Source organism: Paenibacillus violae (assembly GCF_032461945.1).
Taxonomy (GTDB): Bacteria; Bacillota; Bacilli; order Paenibacillales; family NBRC-103111; genus Paenibacillus_E; species Paenibacillus_E violae.
On record NZ_JAWCUD010000007.1, the window covers coordinates 79,528 to 100,873 of the forward strand.

Sequence of the window (21,346 nt, forward strand, 5' to 3'; positions counted from 1 at the left end):
TCCACCTCTTCCAAGTGAGCTTATTTGTAGACGCTTTTGCCAGCATCCTGATTGTACAGCTCCTTTAATGGTACCATAGATTCGGAAGGAACATAATATTTAAACGGATTCTCATCAATGACTCCCAGAAGCTGTTTCCGGTAAGGCGACGCATTCTCCAGCAACCGATCGGATGCCGTACGGTAGTCAATCGGTCTCATCCAAATTGGGCTGTAACCAAGAAACAACTGCCGGCGTGTAAATTCCGAGCGATTAGGTGCACCGGCATGCCACAGGTTCTGCGGGAAAATGAATACGTCGCCCGGTTTACCGCAGACTTGCACTTCTCCGTCCACTAGACCATCCACATCCTGGCTCTCCGGATGAAACGGTTTGTTATGCGAACCAGGGACGATTTTGGTATTCCCGCGGTCCGGTTGGGACATATCGCTCAAGATATAACATGTTTTAATGTAATAAGTAGAGGTAATGCCAGTTTGCTTCGGAAACTGTGGATGCGGACCGTCTTGATGCCAGTTAATGAAGCTGTGCGACTCGGTTTTCACATCGTTGGGATTCGGTTTACGTACAGTTAAATGTGAAATGTGCAGCTGAATGTTAAAACCAAGCAGATTAACCATGAGAGGAAGCAGTGTCGGTTCATCGATTAATGAGGCTATTTCATCGTCTCTCTCGATGCTGTTATAAACGTTATAAGCTAATGATTCCGGTTCTTCGGCAATAATTCGATCGATCGCGGCGTTCAAACGGTTCACTTTCTCTTCTGACAAAATCCCCGGCAGGATTAAGTAACCTTTTTCGTTAAATTGCTCAATAAGTGCAGGAATATCAAGTTTTGTTTGTGTCATGCGAATACACTCCTCATTTTTAAATTAATTTTATGGTAAGTATAACCATTAGATTTACACGTGTAAATAGTACTTTTAAAAGAAAAGGAAGCCCATTTCTCCTTCCTTTTCCACACACTTCTACGGTTACTTCACGTAGCCAAGCTCTTTGATCCTTTTATCCGCAGCATCCAGATACGCTTTATAATTCATGGAGCTTTCCAATGTCTTAAGGAAGCTGTCATATTCACTCAGCGGACGCTTGCCATATATAAATTTGGAAAACTCTTCTTCAATGTAGCGAGTCGCATCTGCAGCGTTATAGCCATTCGGCATATCCACGAATCCAGCCAAACCGTCAATGTGCGGCTGTTTGCTCGCATATTCCATATACTTAGCCTGCGGACCGAATTTCACCGTCAAATATTCCATTTCCGGGCGACCTGCGAATTGGTACAGCCAGAAATAACCGCCCTCTTTGCCCATCAGATCGGTTGGGACCACTTTGCTGCCATCGAGGTTGAAGTGTTTGCCTTTCACCCCGTACTGCACCAACAAAGACCCATCCTTCGAAGAAACATAATTCAGCAAGTCGATGACTTTTTGCAGTTTCTCCGGATTTTTCTCAAGCGACTTCGGAACGGCATACATGGCTGCTGCCTTCCCAATGTCGTAGGCGCTTGCAAATTTGCCGCCAGGTCCTTTTAAAGCATCCACTTGTACCCAATTGGCATTCGGATTCACAGCCTTTATTTGCTCAACAAATTGTTCCTTCGTCACATTCGGCCAATCCAGATAGACGATACCCGCTTGCCCTTTTATCGCTTTTTGCTGATGTTGAAGGCCGGAGTTCGCCAAAAGCTCGGGATCTACGGAACCGGAAGCAATCATTTTCTGGATAAAAGCAAGAGCATCCTTCATCCCAGGATCATACAGCGAGTTCACCACTTTATTATCCTTCACGTAAACGGTCGGTGTGCCGCCATCCATACCAACGCCATAAGCTCCAAAAATGGTATCAAAAGCTCCCAATTTACCGCCGGTGAGGCCATACGTATCCTTTTTCCCATTACCGTCCGGGTCTTTCTCGGTAAACGCTTTAGCTACCTCAAGCATTTCCTCCGGTGTAGTCGGGACTTTCAGATTCAGTTTGTCGAGCCAATCCTGACGAATCCAGTATGTGTTGTAGGGAACTTGCGGTGACTTCGCGATGGCATACGTCTTGCCGTTCAGCATCCCTTTCTTCAAACTGTCAGCTCCAATGAAGTCTTGTACGGGCTTAAGCTTATCCAAATAAGGCGTGAGATCAAGCAGAAGTCCTTGGTCTGTAAATTGCTTTAACTGCTGGCGGTCGACAGCGAATAAATCCGGGAAGTTCGCCGATGACATGCGCACGTTTAACTGATTTTTGTAATCGTCGCCGGAGGCATACACGGTCAGATTGAGATCCGTGCCCAGCGCTTTATCCAGCTCCTGCTTAATTGTGTCCTGATCAGGAGAAGGAAGGCCGCTGCCCGTTTCGATAATATCAAGCTTCACTGGCTTGGCACTGGCAGCCGGTTTGCCGCTTTCCGCAGCTTTATCAGCAGGTTTATTCGCAGCAGGCGCTCCACCGCAACCGGCAATCAGCGTTCCACCGGCGAAAGCCATGGCGAGAAGAATTGGTACAAGCAATTTCTTTTTCATAGATACCCCTTCTTTCTTTTAAAATAAAAGTTGCTTCTATTGTCGCCGTTACAGAACGAATCAGGCTGCAGTCCTGATGCATTCAACGGGGTCAACCTTTGACAGAGCCCATCAACATTCCTTTGGTGAAATGCTTTTGAATGAACGGATACACGATAATGATCGGTAAGCTTGCAGCAACAACAGATGCCATTTGCATCGTTTCGGTAGGAAGCATATTTTCGGCATTTTCCAGCGGTTGCTGGGTCAGCATGAGAATTTCGCGAATAACGACCTGCAAGGGAAACAGGTTCCGATCCGTTACATACATAATCGCCTGGAAAAATTCATTCCAATGGCCGACCATGTAGAACAACCCAATCGTGAGCATAGACGGTATGGAAAGCGGCAATACGATTTGCCAGAGAATCCGGAATTCCTTCGCACCATCCATTCGAGCCGATTCGAACAACTCTTCCGGAAGGCTTTCGAAAAAGCTTTTCATAATCAAAATGTTAAAACTCCAAATCGCATTCGGCAAAATCATCGACCAGACGGAATCCAAGAGCCCTAGAGATTTCACAACCAAATAAGTCGGAATGAGTCCTCCGCTGAACAACATCGTAAACACAACCATGAGAAGGAAGAAGCTTCTTCCCGGGAGATTGCGACGGCTAAGCGGATAGGCCATAAGCGAAGTCAAAATCAGGTTCACAATCGTGCCGACGACCGTAATGAAGATCGTCACCCAGAAAGCTTTGGGAATATTCGTTTCAGTGAACAACTTGTGATAAGCGCTAAATGTAACGGACTTCGGAATGAGGATGAAACCTCCATTCTTCAGTACCTCGGAGAATGGTGTGATGGACACGGCAATCACATACATCAGCGGTACGATCGCCGCCAAAGCAGCAAGCCCGAGGATGACAACGACAATCGTATTTACGATCCGGTCTTCCCAGCCTCTTACCATATGCCATCACCCCATTTCTTGGATAACTGATTCGAACCTAGTACCAAGATAAGCCCTATGACGGATTTGAATAGTCCTACGGCGGCCCCCAGTGAGAAGTTCATCTGCTGCAGCCCTGTCCGGAATACCCAAGTATCCAGGATATCGGCAACTTGATACACTTGAATGTTATACAAAATATAAATTTGATCGAATCCGGCATCCATAATATGGCCCAGCTTTAAGATGAGCAGAAGGATAATGACATTTCGAATGCCTGGCAGCGTAATGTGCCAGATCATCCGCAATCGGCTTGCTCCGTCCACACGCGCTGCTTCGTATAACGTCGGATCAATCGCCGTCATCGCAGCCAAGTAAATAATTGCGCCCCAGCCGAGATCCTTCCAAACTTCCGAGCTTACCAGAATCGTTCGGAAGTAATCAATTGAGGTCATGAAGCCAATCGACTGTCCGCCCGCATCTTCGATAAAACGGTTGACGATCCCGGAATTCTGAGAAAGCAGGGCGATCAGAATCCCGTAAATGATGACCCAAGATAAGAAATGCGGCATATACGTGAGCGTTTGCACAACCGTTTTGAACCACCGCAGTCTGCACTCGTTGAGCAGTAAGGCCATAATAATAGGCGGTGCCATCCCAAATACGAGCTTGTAGATGCTAATGACGAACGTGTTGACCATCAGCTGCCCGAAATAAGGGGAATTAAAAAACGTCTGAAAGTGCTTGTACCAAGGATCCGCCCAACCACTGCCGAGAATGCCATCCAGTATTTGAAAATCCTTAAACGCAATAATCACACCATACATGGGAATATAGCGGAAAATTACGAAATAGATAACACCAGGCAAAAGCATGAGATAAAAAGCCCGAAAGGCCCAAACCTGCTTCGCAGATAATTTAAGCCTCGCATCTTTTGTTTGTCTACCCGCCTTTACTTCCTGCTTGGCTACGATTTGCTGTTCCATGAGGCCACCTCTTTTCCATCTGATCACTCGCTTCCTAACGGGTTGAGTTAAGTATAGCAAGCGCTTTCTTTGGAAAATATACAGTGATCCTGCGAAAATGTCCGAATTCTTGCAAACGCTTTATTTGTTTTTTTCTGCATGTTCATGTTCCATCGCTGGAAGTTCGATTCGGATCAACGTTCCAATTTCGGGCAAAGAGAAAATGGACAGACCGTACGCCGTTCCAAAATGGAGCCCGATTCGCTCATGGACATTCATGATCCCGATTCCCGTGAATCTATGTTTGCTCGGCGCTTTATGCCGCTCTTCGAACACACTATTCAGAACCTCCGAGTTCATCCCGAGCCCGTTGTCCCTGATGGTAATAATCAATTTATCCTTGGCATACTTGGCCCGTATACGAATTATTCCCTCACGTTTGAGCGGAACAATCCCATGAAAAATGGCATTTTCCACAAGCGGTTGCAGGGTAAGCTTGAGAATGGTTTTGGAAAGCGTGGCAGGCGCTGCGTCGATCTCCATCGTGAATTTATCGCCATAGCGCACCTTCTGGATGTAAGCATACATGCGCAGTCCTTCCAGCTCGTCCGCTAACGTAACGAATTCCGTGCTTTTATCAAAGCTGAAAGATAACAGACCCACCAGGGTCTTGATCGTTTCCCGAACCTCGTAGATTTTGTGCTGCTTAGCCAGAGAACTAATGCAAGCAAGGGTATTGTACAGAAAATGCGGAGCGATTTGACTCTGCAGCATTTTCAGCTCAAAATGCTTCTTGCGGCGTTCCGCTTCCTTCGTTTCCTGCATCAGATGATGAATCCGCTCCATCATAGCATTGTAGCTTCGCGCCAATCGGCCGATTTCATCATTGCCTGTTGCGTGTATGGTGTGAAGCACTTCCATATCTCGCACCCGATCCATTTTGGCAACCAATGTGCGTACCGGCAGCGTAATATACCGGCTAATCATGTAGGTGCTGGCCAGAACAAGAAATATCCAGAAAACGCCTGCCGTGCTGAAATTCCGGTATAAGCTGGCAATATTTTGATAGAAGAAACTATTTTCATAGAAGGCGATAAAATACCAGCCCAGATTGTTCATGCCGGACTTGACCGCAACCAAATCGCCCTCCGGGCCATCAATTTCCGATGCGCCGACAGGAAGATCCGACACCCGCTCGACAAACCCGCCATCCAGCTCCGGCGGATAGACAGACGTATGATAAGGCAGCAGCCTGTAGGAGCTAAGCGGAAGCCCCACATCAAACGAATGGACGACATTCTTTTTGTTCGTGATGATAGCAAATGTCTGATTCTTCGTATTCATGAACTGCGCGATCATATTCGTTAATTGAACGAGATCGATTTCCACGACGGCGATCCCTTTCAGCGTCTTTGTCGAAGACGATTGAATCGGCAGCACGAAGGCGACTGTTTTACCCGACATTGGGGATTGATAGGGCTCGGTGATAAAAATGCCGTAGGTTTGCTTGGCTTGCTCAAGCAGCTTCGGGATTTCCGGATTTCCAATAATATCGAAAGTGGTTTGCGAGTTGGATATAACATGTCCATCTACGCCCACCAAATAAAGCGACTTATATAGCGATCTGTTCATATTCGCATACGAGCGAAGAACGTCCGAAGCCTCCTTTTCCATACCCACATTTAACAAATCTTCCCGGGTTGAAATCAGCAAAAGGATATTTTGTACATTGTCCAAATAAGCATTCATATAGAGATTGGTTCGGTCAATAATGACTTGGGCGTCCGACACGACCTGCCTGCGAAACAGTCCCTCCGCTTCGCGCAAGTTGATGTAGCCCAGCCCCCCTAACAGCACAAGTGTTCCCAGGGACAAAAACAAAAAATGCTTGGCTAACATGCTCCAGCTGCCAAACCACGAGATAAGCGCTTTCATTTTAGCATCATCCCTTTTTATAGTCTGTAGGCGCTACGCCGGTCCAATTACGGAATAGCTGCGAGAAGTAACGGTAACTTGGAATCCCTACCTGCTCAGCAACCTCATACACTTTGAGCTGCGTGTTCTGAAGCAGGTTCACGGCTTTCTCCATGCGCAGCCGGGTCACATAATCGTTAAAGGATTCCCCTGTTTCTTCCCGAAACAGGCGGCTAAGGTAGTACGAGCTCAACCCAACTTCTTCCGAAACGGAAGTTAACGTAATGGGCTCGCCGAGCTTGACCTCAATGATTCGCTGGGCAAGCTGGACTTCTTTGCGAATCTTCCGTTCGTCGCTCACCGCTGGCTTCGGTGCATTGGCCGACTCTCGACGCATCCGTTCTTGTTCGTATTGTTTGAGATCAACTTCACGCCTAATCGCTGTTCTCGCTTTTTCAATCGCAGTCTTCATATCCTCTTCATCAAAAGACAGCTTCGTAAAATAGTCCAAGGCTCCTAATTTCAGCGCTTCTTGGGCATAATGAAAATCGCTATGACAAGTTAACAGGACGAATTGGATGTGCGGAAATCTTTTTTTGACGTTGCGAAACAATGTTAAGCCATCCATGATGGGCATCGTAATATCGGAGATCACAAGGTCGGGTTCCAGAGCTATACAGAGCTCCAAAGCCTCTTCCCCATTCTCGGCCTCTCCGACAAGTTCTGCACCAAATGTAGGCCAAGGCATGGATCGAAGTTCTTGTCTTAACGGCAATTCATCATCAATGATCAACACGCGTACGGGTGCGACAGACACATTGCCCACCACCTTTCTTTTGAACCTTGAAATCGCTATCATTCTTTAACACAATGATATCAATTATATCAGTTTTTGTTTATACAGAAATAATGTAAAAATGTATGAAAAACCAAACTCAACAGCTTGGAAACAGCGCGCGTTGAGGGAACTACGATCCGCTATTTTCCAAAGATCAGGCACTTGCGCTGGGTGAGCGGAACTGTGGTCCTTTATTATTCCATTTTCATTCGGGAAAAGGGTATTTGTGGTAAAAGGAAACGAATAAAAACCCAGCGGAAAATTATCCACTAGGTCTTTTCTGACAAAGCATCTATTTTTGCTGAAATAGAAGTCTTCGGGGCTCTTTTTCAAGTACTCGTCCCGCGTCCTACCACTCATATACAAGCAATGGCTCAGCCAAACGAAGTTTATGCTTACCATGAACCTGCTCACGCGCATCCGCTAGCACATAATCATCTACATAATGCATGAGCAGCATCTTTTCTTGAATGGACATTGGGAGCGTTAAAAGCTCCTCAAGTGACGTATGCGAAGGCAATTGATCCTCCTGCATGTGGCATTCGTGAAAGATCGTTTGCACCTCGCCGGCAACCTCTCCGAGAAACGTTTCGTCTAACTTCGTGTCCCCGCTAAAATAGAAATACGGCTTACAAAGCAAGCCATAGCTAAGCATGTCCGGCACATGCTGCGTCCGAATAAGCTCGAATCGCTCACCCGCGATCTCAAAAACATTTTCCACGCATTCCACGTCAAAATAGTCTTCTAAAACCCGTTTCCCTCTCGTGGTTAGCTCCAACCCATGGCGCAAAACTTGCCATAGATCAGCTAGCAACCCTGCAGGCACATAAAGTTTTGGCTTGATTCTTCCGGGATACACCCGATGAAACAATGCCAGCTTCGACAAGCCATTAATATGATCCTCATGCAAATGCGTTACGAAGACATGCTCCACCTCATTGAGCTTTTTCCCCATCTGATGCAAAGCAGTATGATTCGACTCGGGAAAGTCGATGCACAGGTTGGTATCTCCGAACGTGAGTAAAGCGCTGTTATGGCCTTGCTCGACACTAAATCCGTCTCCACAGCCCAAAAATGTTAATTTCATCCTATATGCCTCGCTCTTTATCCTCATGATTTCGTTACTCATTGTACTACTAACCGACAGTGTATTCTATACAAACTCGAAACAAAAATATGGCGAAACCATTCGGGTAAGCTCAACAAAAAACGATATAACCTTCCGAATCCTAGTCGAGGTTTAACAAAATTCGCGAACATTATATGATTGACAACCTAAATTGTTCGTATTATGATGATTAAGGCAATAAGAAACTGCCACATACGTCATAATCGTTCGTATATCCTTGAGAATTGGCTTAAGGGTCTCTAGAGGAAGCCATAACTTCCTAGCTACGACGGGTTCTTGCTTTTGCATACCCGTGTGGCTAGGTTTTTTTGCGTCCAAAAATGAATGTTCCAGAGGAGATCGCAATGAACGCTTATGATTTGATCGTAGTCGGTGCAGGACCTGCCGGTATTTTCGCCTGTTATGAAATGACACTGCTTCGCCCTGACGCTAAAGTATTGCTCGTCGACAAAGGCCATGATATTTACCATCGCAGTTGTCCGATTCTGGAAAGCAAAATCAAGCTGTGCCCTCCACCTGCCGGTAAAAAGGAGTTCTCAGGCTGTCTGCCTGCATGTTCCATTACGGCCGGCTTCGGAGGTGCTGGCGCTTATAGTGACGGCAAGTTCAACATCACCACGGAATTCGGCGGTTGGATGACCGATATATTGGCTCCTAGCCAAGTCATTGATTTGATTCGATATGTAGATCGGATTAATCTAGAGCATGGTGCAACCGAGAACATCACAGACCCGACGACCGAAGCTGTGAAAAACATTGAGCAGCGCTCATACGCGGCTGGACTTAAGCTGCTTCGCGCACAGGTCAGGCATCTAGGCACCGAACAGAACTTAATGATTCTAAAATCCATTTACGAATATTTGAAAACACGAATCGACATGCAGTTCAAAGCTGAAGTCGACGACATCATCACGATGAAACGCGAGGACAAACATATCATTCAGGGCATACGGCTGAAAGATGGCACCGAGATCCACAGCGATCATGTGATGCTAGCTCCCGGACGCGACGGTTCCGCATGGTTAACGCAAGTTTTAAAGAAGCGCCGTTTGAAAATGTACAACAACCAAGTCGATGTTGGCGTCCGCGTGGAAACATCGGATGTCGTGATGCGCGAAATTAACGAGCATTTGTATGAAGGGAAATTCATCTACAATACCTCTGTGGGCACGCGGGTTCGCACCTTCTGCAGCAATCCTTCCGGCCATGTTGTTGTCGAGAATCATAGCGGCGTTATGGCCGCGAACGGGCACTCCTACAAGGATCCGGCCCTCGGCTCCAATAATACGAACTTCGCCCTGCTCGTTTCCCACAAATTTACCGAGCCGTTCGATAAGCCGAACGAATATGCGCGGGAAATTTGCAAACATGCGAACGATCTTTCCAGCGGCGGCGTTATCGTTCAGAAATTCGGAGACATCATGCGAGGACGACGCTCTACAGCAGATCGTATTCGCGAGGGCTTTCTTGAACCAACGTTGGCTGAAGCTGTTCCTGGTGATCTAGGTCTCGTGCTGCCTTACAATACTATGAAAAGCTTAATTGAAATGATCCACGCTCTTGAAAAAGTAACCCCGGGGATTGCGGCTGAACATACGCTCTTCTACGGTGTTGAAGCGAAATTTTATTCCGCTCGTCCTAAGCTCAGCGAAAGCTTCGAAACCGAGATCAAAGGCCTGTTCTGCGGCGGTGACGGTGCAGGAATTACAAGAGGTTTAGCCCAGGCTGGAGCTGCTGGCGTATGGGTGGCTCGCAACGTGCTTGAGCGAATGAAATAAGTATTAATGTTGTTAAATATTTCCTAGGAAATACATGGTCACGGATCTCCTTTTTTTTAATAAAGGAGGTCCGTTTTTACATGAAAAACACTTTTAAAATCTAAATAAATGCGGTATAATGAGAACGTTCTCAATTGTAAGCGTTATCATTTTAAAGGGGGAATCTAAAATGACTGTAGCGCTCGAAACAAGAAACAGCTATGAAAATTTCGTACTGGAGAAAGATATTATGTATTTCCGGGTCGGAGAGCATGGGCTGGTCTCTTTTCATGGGAAAAATTTTCACATTAAAAAACGGATGTCCACAGAGCAGATCATAGAGATTACAACGGGCAGCGCTTTTTTCAAGGTGAATACAGATTGTTATGTGAACACGCATAAAATTGTTCAAATTCAAGATGGCAAAGTATTTTTTGAGGTCAAAGGTGCTGACTCCAAATTCACCTCGGTCACCAAACTTCGCCAATACCGCTTGAAAGAGATCGTGCAGCAGCACAAAACGGAAGCAGCGAAGAAGTAATCACCGCTTGTCACCGCAAAAAGGCTTAGTTAGATCCATGTTGGGGATCTGGCTAAGCTTTTTTTGTTTATCGGGATGTCCAGGCGTTGCCGACACCAACACACATCACCAAACTGCGATTGCAACAGCGTTCTATGTTGTAATTTGTGCAACCATTTCGCTGTAATTGCACCTTAGCACGCCTCTATATTGTACTTTATGCAATCATTTAAGCACGAAACAGCCTACATCTCACCTTTTCGCAACAAATGGTTGTACTTTGTGCAACGTAGGACCGTTTTCGGGGTCAGACCCTGCCATTATGTTGTATAAAATGCAACGTAGGCCTTCGATTTCGACTTGGTCGCTCAGTTGCACCTTCGTCGTCCACTTAAGTCGAGCACGCTTGTCCAGGTAGTGCAAAAAAGCCAGCGATGAAATCGCTGACTTCTTTATGTGGTCCTGCTATGAGGTTTGGGCGAGTGTCTCTTGTTGATGTTCACGAATCAAAAATCGTATGTATTCTACGGTCGTATCTTTTACCTTCTTGGCTTCTTCCAAAGTAGCAAAGCTGTACTCCGCGTAATCTGTACTTCCGTATTTCTTCAGCTCTTCATAATTCATCCCTAGTGTGGAAAAGTTATGAACCAGTTCATATGGTGTCTTAGCATCCACATTTTGCACGAAAATGTCCTTGGAGAAAAAAGAGCCTTGTTTCTCTACTTTGAAGATGACACGAAAAGGCCTGTCCTTATCCGACACGAAGCACTTGATAACCACGTCAATCTCCATCGTTTTATAATCCACAGCGTTTGCAGGATCTTGCTTTGGCATATGTTTAGGTGAATACATCCATTTTTTCAAAAACCCTAGCACAAGATTACCTCCCCAATAACGACATGAATATAACTCATATTGTAATGGAAACGCTTCTAATTGACAATCCAAAATTTGGATAAAACGATTAAATGGCCTCAAGTGATTTTTTTTCGCCTGTTTTTCGAAATTTCCAGATAATAATTAAGCATAAAATACCCGTTAGTAACCCGCATACGACAAAAGCCCCATTCGCCCCAAAACGATCTGCGACATATCCGGCAAATAAGCTGCCAAACGGTGTAGAACCGGCAAATACGAGCGCATAAACACTCATAACCCGCGCGCGATACTCCTCTTTGGCATTCATTTGAAGATTGGAATTGCTATTCGTAGCGAACATAATATTGAAAAATCCCGTTAAAGCCAGCACTCCCCCACACAACCAAACAGACGTACTAAGCCCATTTAGAATCAGGCAGCTGGCAACCACTAGGCTTGCGATCATGCTTATTTTAAGTCTTGGACCCTTTTTACTGCGAAATGACATCGTCAGCGCCCCTGCAAAAGAACCGATTCCAAGGCAAGACATCAAGGTACCGTATGTGGTCTCTCCTAATTGCAATACATTTCTCGTAAAAACTGGAATGAGGATATTAAAGTTAAAAGCTAAAGTCCCAATCACCGTCACGAGCAGGACCGTCTGAGCTAACACTGGATCTCTTGCAATATAGACGATACCGTCCTTAATCTCCTTAAAAACACCCTCTCGCGAGGTTTTCTTTCGAACATAAGGCGCTGTTTGAATCTGGAGTATGCCATACAAGACAGCTATAAAGCTGACTCCGTTAAGCAAGAAGCACCAGCCTGCCCCAAGCCAAGCCATCATTACTGCACCAATGGAAGGTCCAACAATCCTGGCCATATTGAACGTAGTGGAATTGAGCGCAATGGCATTCATCAGATCTTCTTTTCCAACAATTTCAATATTAAAAGCCTGCCTGGTCGGCATATCGAGCGTGTTATTAAGCCCCAGCAAAAGCGCGAGTACAATAATAAACTCGTACCTCACTGTATGCGTCAACACAAGCGTTGCCAACGTAAAAGCAAGAATCATGGAAACCGTCTGCGTGACCAAAAGGATGTTCTTCTTTGGAAATTTATCTACGATAATGCCCGCAAATAGCGAAAATAAAAGGATCGGTAAAAATTGACAAGCCGTGACCATGCCAAGCTTTAGCGGCGAACCTGTCAGTGTAAGAACGAGCCATGATTGCCCGATATTTTGCATCCATGTCCCGATGAGCGATACACATTGCCCTGTCCAAAGATAGCGATAATTCCGATGAGTTAAAGCATGGAAATGTCGATCAATAAAAACCGAACCTGCTGCCCTCACATTCATGCTAATCTACCCCTCCTCTGCAAATCTAGCTGCATTATTGCCCATTTTCTCCAAAATGGTTAAAGCCAATTGCTTCTCTTCTTCCGACAGACCATCGGTCAAACGCTCCCGCCAATTCGTTAACACTTTACGCACATCTTCCTTGATCAGAAGCGCCTTTTCAGTCAGATGAACCTCGTTGCATCTCTTATCCTTTTCGCTGACCGTGCGCGTTATGTAGCCTTGCTCTTCGAGTTTTTTCAGTGCTTTTGCCGTCGTACCTTTATCGATCTTCAAGTAATCCGCCAGTTCTTCTTGCGTGAGGCCATCTTCCTTATAGAGCGCGTTGAGAAAAATATGCTGCCCCTTGCCGATATCGTACGCTTTCAGATGCTCACCAATATACATTTGTCCATACCGGTATAACAGTGAGATCCACCTTGGGATGGTGTTTCGGGCATCAATCATAATTCTTTCTCCTTCCTTCCTGCAAAATGGTGGGACTGACCGAATCGTTGCACTTGCCACTAGTTTATCATACGCGCGATTAGTTGCATGCGCAACCAATTTTCCGGATAAAACAGCCCCTTTTTAGGGGGGCTTGTCTTGTCAGGTCAGGTTTTTGCTCAAAAATGAGAAGTCATTGCGCTTGTAGAAACAGCTGCTTTCGGCAGCTTTTTGCGAGCCATCCAGCGCCGCTGGACAAGAAATCCGCGAATCGCTTCATCACAAATCATAGCCACATAAACGCCGTGGAGCAGCCAACCGAATTTTAGACCAAATACGTACGTGCCTCCAACCGCAAAAATCCACATGACACCAATACTCACATACATGACAAATTTGGTGTCACCGACGGCGTTAAGCGCATTATTGAGCGGCATATTCCACATTTTGAGCGGCTGCAGAATCAAATTCATGGCCATGACGCCAACGACAATGGAGATAATTTGGTTATTTTCAGTAAATGCCCCTACGATATGTTTGCCTAATAAAAATAACAAGAGCGTATTGGCAACCACGACCACTTCGCCCCAGAATAACGCTTTATAGAGGCTGCGATACGCTTTCTCCATCTGTCCCGCACCGAATAAATGCGCCACCTGAATTTGGACCGCCATCGCAAAGGACCAGCCTGCCAGGAAAGAGAACGACTCCATCGTATTTAGATAGGTTCTAGCCGTAAGCTGCTCTGCACCCATCGTAGCAACCATCGAAAAAAGGACGACCTGGGACAAGGTCCATGAAGCCGAGCTAATGGCCATTGGCAGGCCAACTTTCGCCACCTCTTTCAGTAGTCCCTTGTGGAATACTCGCAGGTCACTCCAAGTGATAAGTGTGGTGAAGGTTTTGCGGAAAATATAAAAAAGCACGACCAACGCGATGACACGACTACCCACCGTTGAAAGGGAAACACCAAAAAGCCCCCATTTCGGCAAGCCCAACGCGCCAAAAATAAACACATAATTGCCGATAATATGGATGATGTTCATACCAATAGCAACTAGCATGGTGCCTTTCGTATTGCCTGTGCTGCGAATAATTGTGCTTAAAGTTAAAACAGCTGCCATGACGATCGTTCCGCTGCCTACAATTTGAATATACTGCCGCGTCATCTCATAAAGGGAGGCCGGGACATGCAGGAAATAAACGAACAAATCCACACCAAAATAAAGCAGCAGAGAAACAACAACGCCCAAACCCAGCGTTAATGTAAAAGCCATTGAAGCTACTTTCCGCGCTTCTTCCTCTTTGCTTGCTCCGAGTTTCTGGGAGATGACAATGCCCGCTCCGCTGGATATAAGGACGAATAACATAATGACCGCTTGGAAAAATTGATTGCTGATCCCAACGACAGCTACTGCATCGTCCGAAATCCGGCTCACCATCAGCGTGTCCGCCGTGCCGATCATAAATTGCAGAAATAATTCAATCATTATCGGCCATACAAGCCCGAATAACGTCATTTTCTTTGCGGTTTCCATGTTGGTTTCCTGTTCTTAATCTTATTGTGTACACGCGTTCACCATGTACATACAATGATCTATTTTAACAACACTTCTTCAGAAGTCAATGCTTTTTCCTGCACAACTGCCGCGATGTCTAGGGCCGAGCTGAGGAAGCAGCCTGCATACGCGCTAACGGACTCACGTGCCTCTATTCGGTAAAATAGAGCCCTTTTAAAAATCTAACGGACACAGCAGCCGCTATTCACCTTTGTGGCAGGGTTTTCCGCTGCTTTAAGGTGCAATAACGCTTCTGGTGTCCGTTAGCTCAACAATCAGACTATTTTATTGGAAATAGCGCCTGTGGGGTCCGTTACAACTTGGGGGTGGCTCGTTTCTTTGCCTAGAAGCTCAACCCTTAAAGGAACTTCACGCAAACCGGCCGCGATACCACCGCGGTGTGCCCGGTTTCCTGCAGCATCCCCGACTCCGCGTCCACGCGGAAAACCGTGATGCTGTCCGAGCCCTGATTCGCCGCAAGCAGGAAGTCTCCCTGCGGCGTCAGGGCAAAGTTCCGCGGCGTCCGCCCCAGCGTCGCCTGCCAACCCACGACGGACAGCGTGCCGCTTGGTCCGTCCACCGCATAAACCGCGATACTGTCGTGTCCGCGGTTTGAGGCATACACATGCCGGCCATCTCTGGAGAGATGGATGTCCGCGCATGTGTTTTCGCCGCTGAAGCCTTCCGGCAGCGTCGAAATGCTTTGCAGCGCGGTCAGCGTTGCCGCGCTCGCATCATAAGCCAGCACAGTGACTGTGCTGTCCAGCTCATTAATCGCGTACACGAACCGGCTGTCCGCGCTGTACACCAAATGCCGCGGGCCTGCGCCCGGCTTCACCGCTGTTTCACCATGCGGGTGAAGGAGGCCGCCCTCAGCGTCAACGCGGCTCACGATCAGCCGATCAAGGCCCAGATCAGCGGAAATCGCATACCGATTGTCTGGCGCCAGCACAATCGAGTGCGCATGCGGACGCTCCTGGCGATCCGTTCGCGGCCCTAAAGTACCTTCATGCTTGACCAACTGCGTAGGCTCGCTCAGCCTTCCCCCCTTCTCAATCTGATAAGAAGTCACACTTCCGCTTGAATAATTGGCCACAAACACGGCGCTGTTCGTCTGATCCACGCTAATATAACAAGGAGCAGTGCCGCCTGTAGGCTGCTGGTTCAATTTCGTCAGCTTCCATGTTCCAGCTTCGATCGCATATGCCGCGGCTGATCCTCCAAATCCGCCCAGATAAGTATCTGTCTCACTGACCGCGTATAAGACAGACCGATCCTCATTCAGCGCAAGGAACGACGCGTTAGGCAGATCGTCATACTCATCTAAAAGTGTGATTTCTCCGTTTTGCAGGTCCAGCCTAAATAACGTAATCCCCGTCTTATATTCTTCGTTCGTATAGGAACCTACATAACCAAACAATTCTTTCCGTCCTTCACCTGACATCAGCAATCAGCCTCCACAATTGCAAAATAAAAAACGCGGTATCCAACAACTACCGTCCTGCTCTTTCATCTTTCATCTTTCATCTTTCATCTTTCATCTTTCATCATTCATCTTCACTACTCTACGCCTCAGCGCAGCCGTCACCACCATCGCAATGACAGCCCCATAGAGCGCTAACTCCATGTCGTGATGCGTATCCCACGGATCACCTTGCGTTCCAAGAAATAACGTACCAATTTCCGGGGCAACAAGCAAAGCTACCCACATTTCTATAAGCTCATAAAAGGCTCCTAGCGCCAATATCGTAACGCAGGTCATCACATAAAGCCATTTACGGCTTAGCTGCGTCCATGTACTCAAAGCTTCCCTTAACGGGTAAGCCAGCAGCAGCCCAAAACTGAAGTGCACCAAGCGATCATAATTATCGCGTTCCGAATGCAAGATCAGCTTCAACCACACATCCACGATATTTTCGTTATATGAATAATGAGCCCCTACGGTATGCAGCGCCAAGAACAAACCAATTAACGCATAAGACAAATTGGAAAATGTAATTAGCTTATAAATGCTGATGAGGACAATAAGCGCTGCCCAAATCAAAAGATTTTCCAATACCCAATCAAATCTGCTGTAAGGAGCAATCGCCATCCAGATCCACAATCCTGCATAAATGACAATCATCGCGTGTAATGGCCAATTCGAAATAAAGTTTCTTGTAGATTTCCGCGCAATATTTCCCTTCTCTTTCATGGCAGAGCCCCCTAATTTAGCTTTTACTAAGTTTAGGTTATCTCGCCACAGTCTTTTCAAAAAGTACTAAGTTTATGTAGTACTGCGCAGATCCTAGCTATGGACGAAGCTGGTAAAGTTTGGGTGTTAGATCGGAGCCTTCAAAGGCTTCTAAAATCCGACTCGGATACGTTTCAAGTTCGGAAAGCGTCGCGATGAGGAAAGCAGGGGCAGTCCTTCCGGACGCTTCTGACAATGCCCTTGCCTGCTCTAATGTCTTAAAGGCAAATCGCCCCCAAGGTGCGGTATTCGCCTCTACTGCCGGATCGATCCAATAAGGAATATGTAGGCCATGAAACCAAGCGGCTTTAAGTACCTGCTCTGCAAATGCACCCGTTCCATACAGCATTAAAGAGGCAATGCCGTCTTTTTTAACCCTCTGAAGGGTATCGAAAATCATCGACTGACTGCCGAACCCATCTGCCAGCTGCAAATAATAATGATACAAATAATACGGAAACCTTCTCGTCGCCATACCCTGCGGCCAATTCACATTCATAACGGAAGGCGCGTAATTACAGCTGTTCAAAAACGCTTCCGGTCCCGCCAGATACCACTCCTCCGCCACAGCTTCACAAATCAAGGCAATATACTCCGTGCAGAAATTGTCCTGGTGCGTCAAGTCCCCCAAAACTCTCGCCTCTTCTGGCTTCGGCATTGCTAGAACGCGGTGCAGCGGCTTGCTCCACTCTTCCGGATGCTTAGACGCTCTTGATAACCGTCCGTCTTTTTGCTCCAGCAGATACGCATAGTATCTTTGGAAGGCAAGCGCTCCTTTCTGACACGTTAGTTTTCCTGCGTATTCTTCCTCTGATCTGTGAAGCTGCGCTTGTATTGGATTTATGCGGCCGGAATGGTCTTCGCTATAACGCAGCGTTGAGCCGAAACCGCCCATCATGAGCTCCTCCAAAAAAGCCGGCGTCCTCGCGATCCGCTTCCCCGACTCGCTTCCGCCGCTGCCTGAGCGAAGCATGCTCCGAATATCCATGCCTTGAAGCCTGCGCTCATCCAGCCGATTCGTACCTACAGCGAGTAAATGCATCATTTCCGGCTGCAGTCCTGCGAGTCGTACGATTTTTTCCAAAGCTCCTTGAATAGTTCCTTGAAACCCGATATCTATCGTCACTAAACGTTCCGGGGACCCAAATTCTTGTGCCAAGTAGCCTACCAAAAGCTGCCTATGACGTTCAATCGACGCGGAGAGCTTATTCTGCCCGGATTCACTTTGTAGATAATTGTATAAGAGATGATAGATGGTTTCTCCATTATCTCCAGTTATGTACTTGCATGCTTCAATCGGTTCTTCCAAATAAGCTGCGAAATCTCTCTCATCCCTACCAACACCCAACACGTCGAAAAGCTCTCTCACTTTCAAACCTTGAATGTCTAACAAATAAGCAAGCTCATCTTCTCCAAAATGCTCCAGTCCCGCCATAAAAGTAGCTTGTCTGGACACGTAAATCGGCTTCACTTGAAGCTCCACACCTCTCAATTGTGCAGCTTGCTCAAGCATCGGAGCTAATAAATACGCTTCCCTCATCAACGGGTTCACACATGTGATGCCCTCTTCGACACAAATATCCAGCACCCACTCACACAAGGTGTGCAGGAAGGGCCCGATCACATCCGTACCAAATTGGTACAAGACGCGCTCCTTTTCCCCGCTTCCGGCCGATAAGTCCGAAGCTGCAGCCAGCTTTCGCAGCGACTTCCATTCCGGCAACACATCCCCGTGCCTGACAAATTCCCAATGATGGATGCTCTCAAAATGCTCCGGAATAACAGGATAGTGTAATCCCCTGATTCCGGCTTTGGACGCTCCCTCCACATCAGCGGCTATATTGTCACCAATGTGTACGATAGATTGACTGTCGATTTGCGGATAAATGTCTTTGAGTCTGGCAAACAGATGCCCTGACGACTTGCCCTCACGTTCCTCCGACGAGACCAGCAGCGTATCCACCTGGGACAGGTCAAGCCCGGCTGACACAAGAATTCGCCGAAGCTGCTCGGAAGACAGATACATATCCGATAACAGCGCCACCGGAATCCGCTCTTTTTTACAGGCGTATAGCAAAGAGGTTATGTGAGGATTTACATAGCAAAATTCCGCTTCAACTTCCACTTCCAACCGGGCAAGCTCATCTCTGTGGCAAATCGCTTCCGGTATTTCCTCATAAATCAGCTCCAGCGTCACTTCACCGAAACCGGTTTGAGCGACTTGCTTGGCACGTGCTTTGTGTTCGGCACGAATGCGCATTTCTTGGAATGCTTCCGAGGATATATAAGTTTTCAAAAAGCCGTTACGATGTGCCTGCTCGGCGATTTTCGCAAATACGTCAGACGGATTCGCACATGTACGAAAGAGCAGCGTGTCGAAAATATCCAGACTTAACAGCCGAATGCCCTGTATTTTTCCAGCCAAGACACTCAAATAACGATCCTTTTCCCACAAAAGCAGATCAGTCGGGCTTATCGGAGCATGCAGTTCCTTTGGCATCAAAAGCCTCCTTCATGTTTGTCGCAAGCAGCAACTTGCACAAATGTATTTGAGAAATATGGCGAATTTGAGGTAAGCTTAATCTATGATAAATCGGAGGTGTTCCCAGTTGTCTGACCAACCCTTGGTGTCTATAATTATCCCAACGTATAATCGCCGAATTGAGCTTGCTGAGCTCGCAGAATCATTATACCGCCAAACGTACAAAAGCCTGCAAATCATTATTGTCAATGATGCCGGTCCTTCGGTAGATTTCATTCAGGAGCTTTATCCAGAGCTCGCCATTCAAATCGTGAATATGCCGCAAAACCTCAAGCACGTTCACGCTCGAAACCGCGGCCTGCAAGAAGCGAAAGGCGATTACATCATGCTCTGCGATGATGACGATTTGCTGCTTCCCATCCATATTGAACGCATGCTGCAAGAAATTCAAGGGTATGATCTTGTTTATCCTGATGTCGAAATTTTCGATTATGTTTATGAAAACAATGCCCGCTCCATCACGAACCGATTCGTTTTCGCGTATGAATTTGATGTGCCGGCGATGCGCAGATTTTCGACCTTTTTCTCATCCGGCTGCATTTTCCGTCCTGAATTGATTGAAGCTTTGGGACCATTTGACACGGAAGTGTTCCACTACTGGGACTGGGATTTCTTCTTAAGAGCGGCTGAGAAATTCCGCGTGAAACGCGCGCCCATTGCCAGCGTCCTCTATGCTTTTGCGCAGCAGGGCACCAGCAACATGTCAGGCCAGCTTGACAATATGCGCCCCTTCTTGGACATGCTCTCGGCCAAACATGGGCTAGGCGATTTGCCTACCAAAAATTTCTTCCTCCTGCTTGAGGAACCGGAAGTCAAGGAACGTCAAGCCGAAACCGAACTCATTTGGGACGGCGAACCGATTCGCTCACGTTTATTCGAATAAACCTTTGCCATACAAGCTCCGAAATTCGCTTGGTGTCATCCCTTCTTGCTCCTGAAAACGCTGGTTAAAATAACTGGCGCTGGCATAACCGGCTTGAATCGCGATTTCCTTGATCGCCAGGCTTTCCTTCTCAATCAAACGCTGCTTCGCAAATTGAATGCGGCATAGCGTAATGAAGGAGAGCGGCGTCATCGAGGTCGCTTTGCGAAACAATTTGCAGAAATAGTATGTGCTTACGCCTGTGAGCTCCGCCCATTCTTCCAGAATGAACGGTTCGCAGGCTTTTTGCTGCATAGTAGGAAGTATAGCCAGGATTCGATCCACGGACTCTATCCCTCGATTGCTCGTTAATGGGGCAGCATAACTCATGAATTCACTTAAGATCTTATAGGATAAAGTCGAAAGATTCGTCGGCTTCAGAATGCTATTCGACTCCGCTTCTAGCAGCAGCTCGTGAAAAGCTTCCTCCAGCTCACTCCATCTTTTAAGTGTCCATAACGTGCGCAAAAAGCCTTTTTCCAACATAAACTCCTTCAGATGACTACCGTAGAAATGAACCCATCGAACATCCCAAGGATCCTCTTTGGAGGAATAATAACGCTGTTCTTGAAACGGATAATATAGAAAAGCATCCCCTTTTTGCAGCACATGCTGCTCCCCTTCAATCTCCACATACCCTTTGCCTGAAAGGATAAAATGAATGCTGTATGAATCATAATAACCTTCTTGCCTATAAATGGAGTGTTCAGGGGAATCCTGATACCAGCCAACCGATTCCGGAAAAATAAAATAAGGGCATTGCTGCAGCTTCGGCAGCATGACTTGTCTTTTCATCCCTCGCGCCCTCCTTCCTCAATGACAATATTCCGATATCTGATGCAATATATTATCATATTCATTTTAAATAACTGGATT

General features: G+C 46.8%; 18 protein-coding genes and 1 riboswitch. Of the genes, 3 read left to right on the forward strand and 15 right to left on the reverse strand.

From position 1 onward, the window contains the following. Nucleotides 1-20: 20 nt before the first annotated feature. The 7 genes from RQP52_RS20040 to RQP52_RS20070 form a co-directional block, all read right to left on the reverse strand. On the reverse strand, nucleotides 21-848 hold the full coding sequence (locus tag RQP52_RS20040; protein WP_315953518.1) for a phytanoyl-CoA dioxygenase family protein: 828 nt from the start codon (nucleotides 846-848) through the stop codon (nucleotides 21-23). A 126-nt stretch (nucleotides 849-974) separates the two neighbouring features. Further along, the gene (locus tag RQP52_RS20045; RefSeq protein WP_315953519.1) at nucleotides 975-2,513 is read right to left on the reverse strand and encodes an extracellular solute-binding protein; all 1,539 of its coding nucleotides are present in this window, start codon (nucleotides 2,511-2,513) and stop codon (nucleotides 975-977) included. A gap of 91 nt (nucleotides 2,514-2,604) precedes the next feature. Further along, the gene (locus RQP52_RS20050) at nucleotides 2,605-3,465 is read right to left on the reverse strand and encodes a carbohydrate ABC transporter permease (protein WP_315953520.1); all 861 of its coding nucleotides are present in this window, start codon (nucleotides 3,463-3,465) and stop codon (nucleotides 2,605-2,607) included. Continuing rightward, nucleotides 3,459-4,319 (reverse strand): ABC transporter permease, encoded by an 861-nt coding sequence (locus tag RQP52_RS20055; protein ID WP_379170942.1) that lies wholly within the window; start codon nucleotides 4,317-4,319, stop codon nucleotides 3,459-3,461. The genes RQP52_RS20050 and RQP52_RS20055 overlap by 7 nt, the downstream gene beginning before the upstream one ends. A gap of 231 nt (nucleotides 4,320-4,550) precedes the next feature. Continuing rightward, nucleotides 4,551-6,344, reverse strand: a complete 1,794-nt coding sequence (locus RQP52_RS20060; protein ID WP_315953522.1) for a cache domain-containing sensor histidine kinase — start codon at nucleotides 6,342-6,344, stop codon at nucleotides 4,551-4,553. A 7-nt stretch (nucleotides 6,345-6,351) separates the two neighbouring features. Further along, nucleotides 6,352-7,140 carry a response regulator gene (locus tag RQP52_RS20065; RefSeq protein ID WP_315953523.1) on the reverse strand — a complete coding sequence of 263 codons (789 nt, stop codon included), beginning with the start codon at nucleotides 7,138-7,140 and terminating at the stop codon, nucleotides 6,352-6,354. A gap of 370 nt (nucleotides 7,141-7,510) precedes the next feature. Next, entirely contained in the window at nucleotides 7,511-8,248 is a 738-nt protein-coding gene (locus RQP52_RS20070) for an MBL fold metallo-hydrolase (protein ID WP_315953524.1), read from the reverse strand. Between the two features lie 229 nt (nucleotides 8,249-8,477). After that, nucleotides 8,478-8,576: riboswitch (purine riboswitch) on the forward strand. A 58-nt stretch (nucleotides 8,577-8,634) separates the two neighbouring features. On the opposite strand from RQP52_RS20070, the gene RQP52_RS20075 reads away from it, so the two are divergent. Both RQP52_RS20075 and RQP52_RS20080 read left to right on the forward strand, forming a co-directional pair. Continuing rightward, complete coding sequence (locus RQP52_RS20075; RefSeq protein ID WP_315953525.1) at nucleotides 8,635-10,068, forward strand: NAD(P)/FAD-dependent oxidoreductase; 1,434 nt, start codon at nucleotides 8,635-8,637, stop codon at nucleotides 10,066-10,068. A 169-nt stretch (nucleotides 10,069-10,237) separates the two neighbouring features. Next, the gene (locus tag RQP52_RS20080; RefSeq protein ID WP_315953526.1) at nucleotides 10,238-10,588 is read left to right on the forward strand and encodes a LytTR family transcriptional regulator DNA-binding domain-containing protein; all 351 of its coding nucleotides are present in this window, start codon (nucleotides 10,238-10,240) and stop codon (nucleotides 10,586-10,588) included. A gap of 444 nt (nucleotides 10,589-11,032) precedes the next feature. Here RQP52_RS20080 and RQP52_RS20085 read toward each other — a convergent pair whose 3' ends face one another. The 7 genes from RQP52_RS20085 to RQP52_RS20115 form a co-directional block, all read right to left on the reverse strand. Beyond that, complete coding sequence (locus RQP52_RS20085) at nucleotides 11,033-11,401, reverse strand: hypothetical protein (protein WP_157319138.1); 369 nt, start codon at nucleotides 11,399-11,401, stop codon at nucleotides 11,033-11,035. A 130-nt stretch (nucleotides 11,402-11,531) separates the two neighbouring features. Beyond that, nucleotides 11,532-12,788 carry an MFS transporter gene (locus tag RQP52_RS20090; protein ID WP_315953527.1) on the reverse strand — a complete coding sequence of 419 codons (1,257 nt, stop codon included), beginning with the start codon at nucleotides 12,786-12,788 and terminating at the stop codon, nucleotides 11,532-11,534. A gap of 6 nt (nucleotides 12,789-12,794) precedes the next feature. After that, nucleotides 12,795-13,235, reverse strand: coding sequence for a MarR family winged helix-turn-helix transcriptional regulator (locus RQP52_RS20095; RefSeq protein WP_315953528.1), 441 nt, complete (start codon nucleotides 13,233-13,235; stop codon nucleotides 12,795-12,797). A gap of 158 nt (nucleotides 13,236-13,393) precedes the next feature. Continuing rightward, the gene (locus RQP52_RS20100; protein ID WP_315953529.1) at nucleotides 13,394-14,752 is read right to left on the reverse strand and encodes an MATE family efflux transporter; all 1,359 of its coding nucleotides are present in this window, start codon (nucleotides 14,750-14,752) and stop codon (nucleotides 13,394-13,396) included. Nucleotides 14,753-15,131: 379 nt separating this feature from the next. Further along, complete coding sequence (locus tag RQP52_RS20105; RefSeq protein ID WP_315953530.1) at nucleotides 15,132-16,217, reverse strand: lactonase family protein; 1,086 nt, start codon at nucleotides 16,215-16,217, stop codon at nucleotides 15,132-15,134. Between the two features lie 93 nt (nucleotides 16,218-16,310). Continuing rightward, on the reverse strand, nucleotides 16,311-16,967 hold the full coding sequence (locus RQP52_RS20110) for a DUF2238 domain-containing protein (RefSeq protein ID WP_315953531.1): 657 nt from the start codon (nucleotides 16,965-16,967) through the stop codon (nucleotides 16,311-16,313). Nucleotides 16,968-17,064: 97 nt separating this feature from the next. Further along, nucleotides 17,065-19,506 carry an HAD family hydrolase gene (locus RQP52_RS20115; RefSeq protein WP_315953532.1) on the reverse strand — a complete coding sequence of 814 codons (2,442 nt, stop codon included), beginning with the start codon at nucleotides 19,504-19,506 and terminating at the stop codon, nucleotides 17,065-17,067. A gap of 85 nt (nucleotides 19,507-19,591) precedes the next feature. Between RQP52_RS20115 and RQP52_RS20120 the strand changes: the two genes are divergently transcribed. Then, nucleotides 19,592-20,431, forward strand: a complete 840-nt coding sequence (locus RQP52_RS20120; protein WP_315953533.1) for a glycosyltransferase family 2 protein — start codon at nucleotides 19,592-19,594, stop codon at nucleotides 20,429-20,431. Here RQP52_RS20120 and RQP52_RS20125 read toward each other — a convergent pair. Continuing rightward, entirely contained in the window at nucleotides 20,420-21,265 is an 846-nt protein-coding gene (locus tag RQP52_RS20125; RefSeq protein WP_127452429.1) for a helix-turn-helix transcriptional regulator, read from the reverse strand. The genes RQP52_RS20120 and RQP52_RS20125 overlap by 12 nt on opposite strands. Nucleotides 21,266-21,346: the final 81 nt, after the last annotated feature.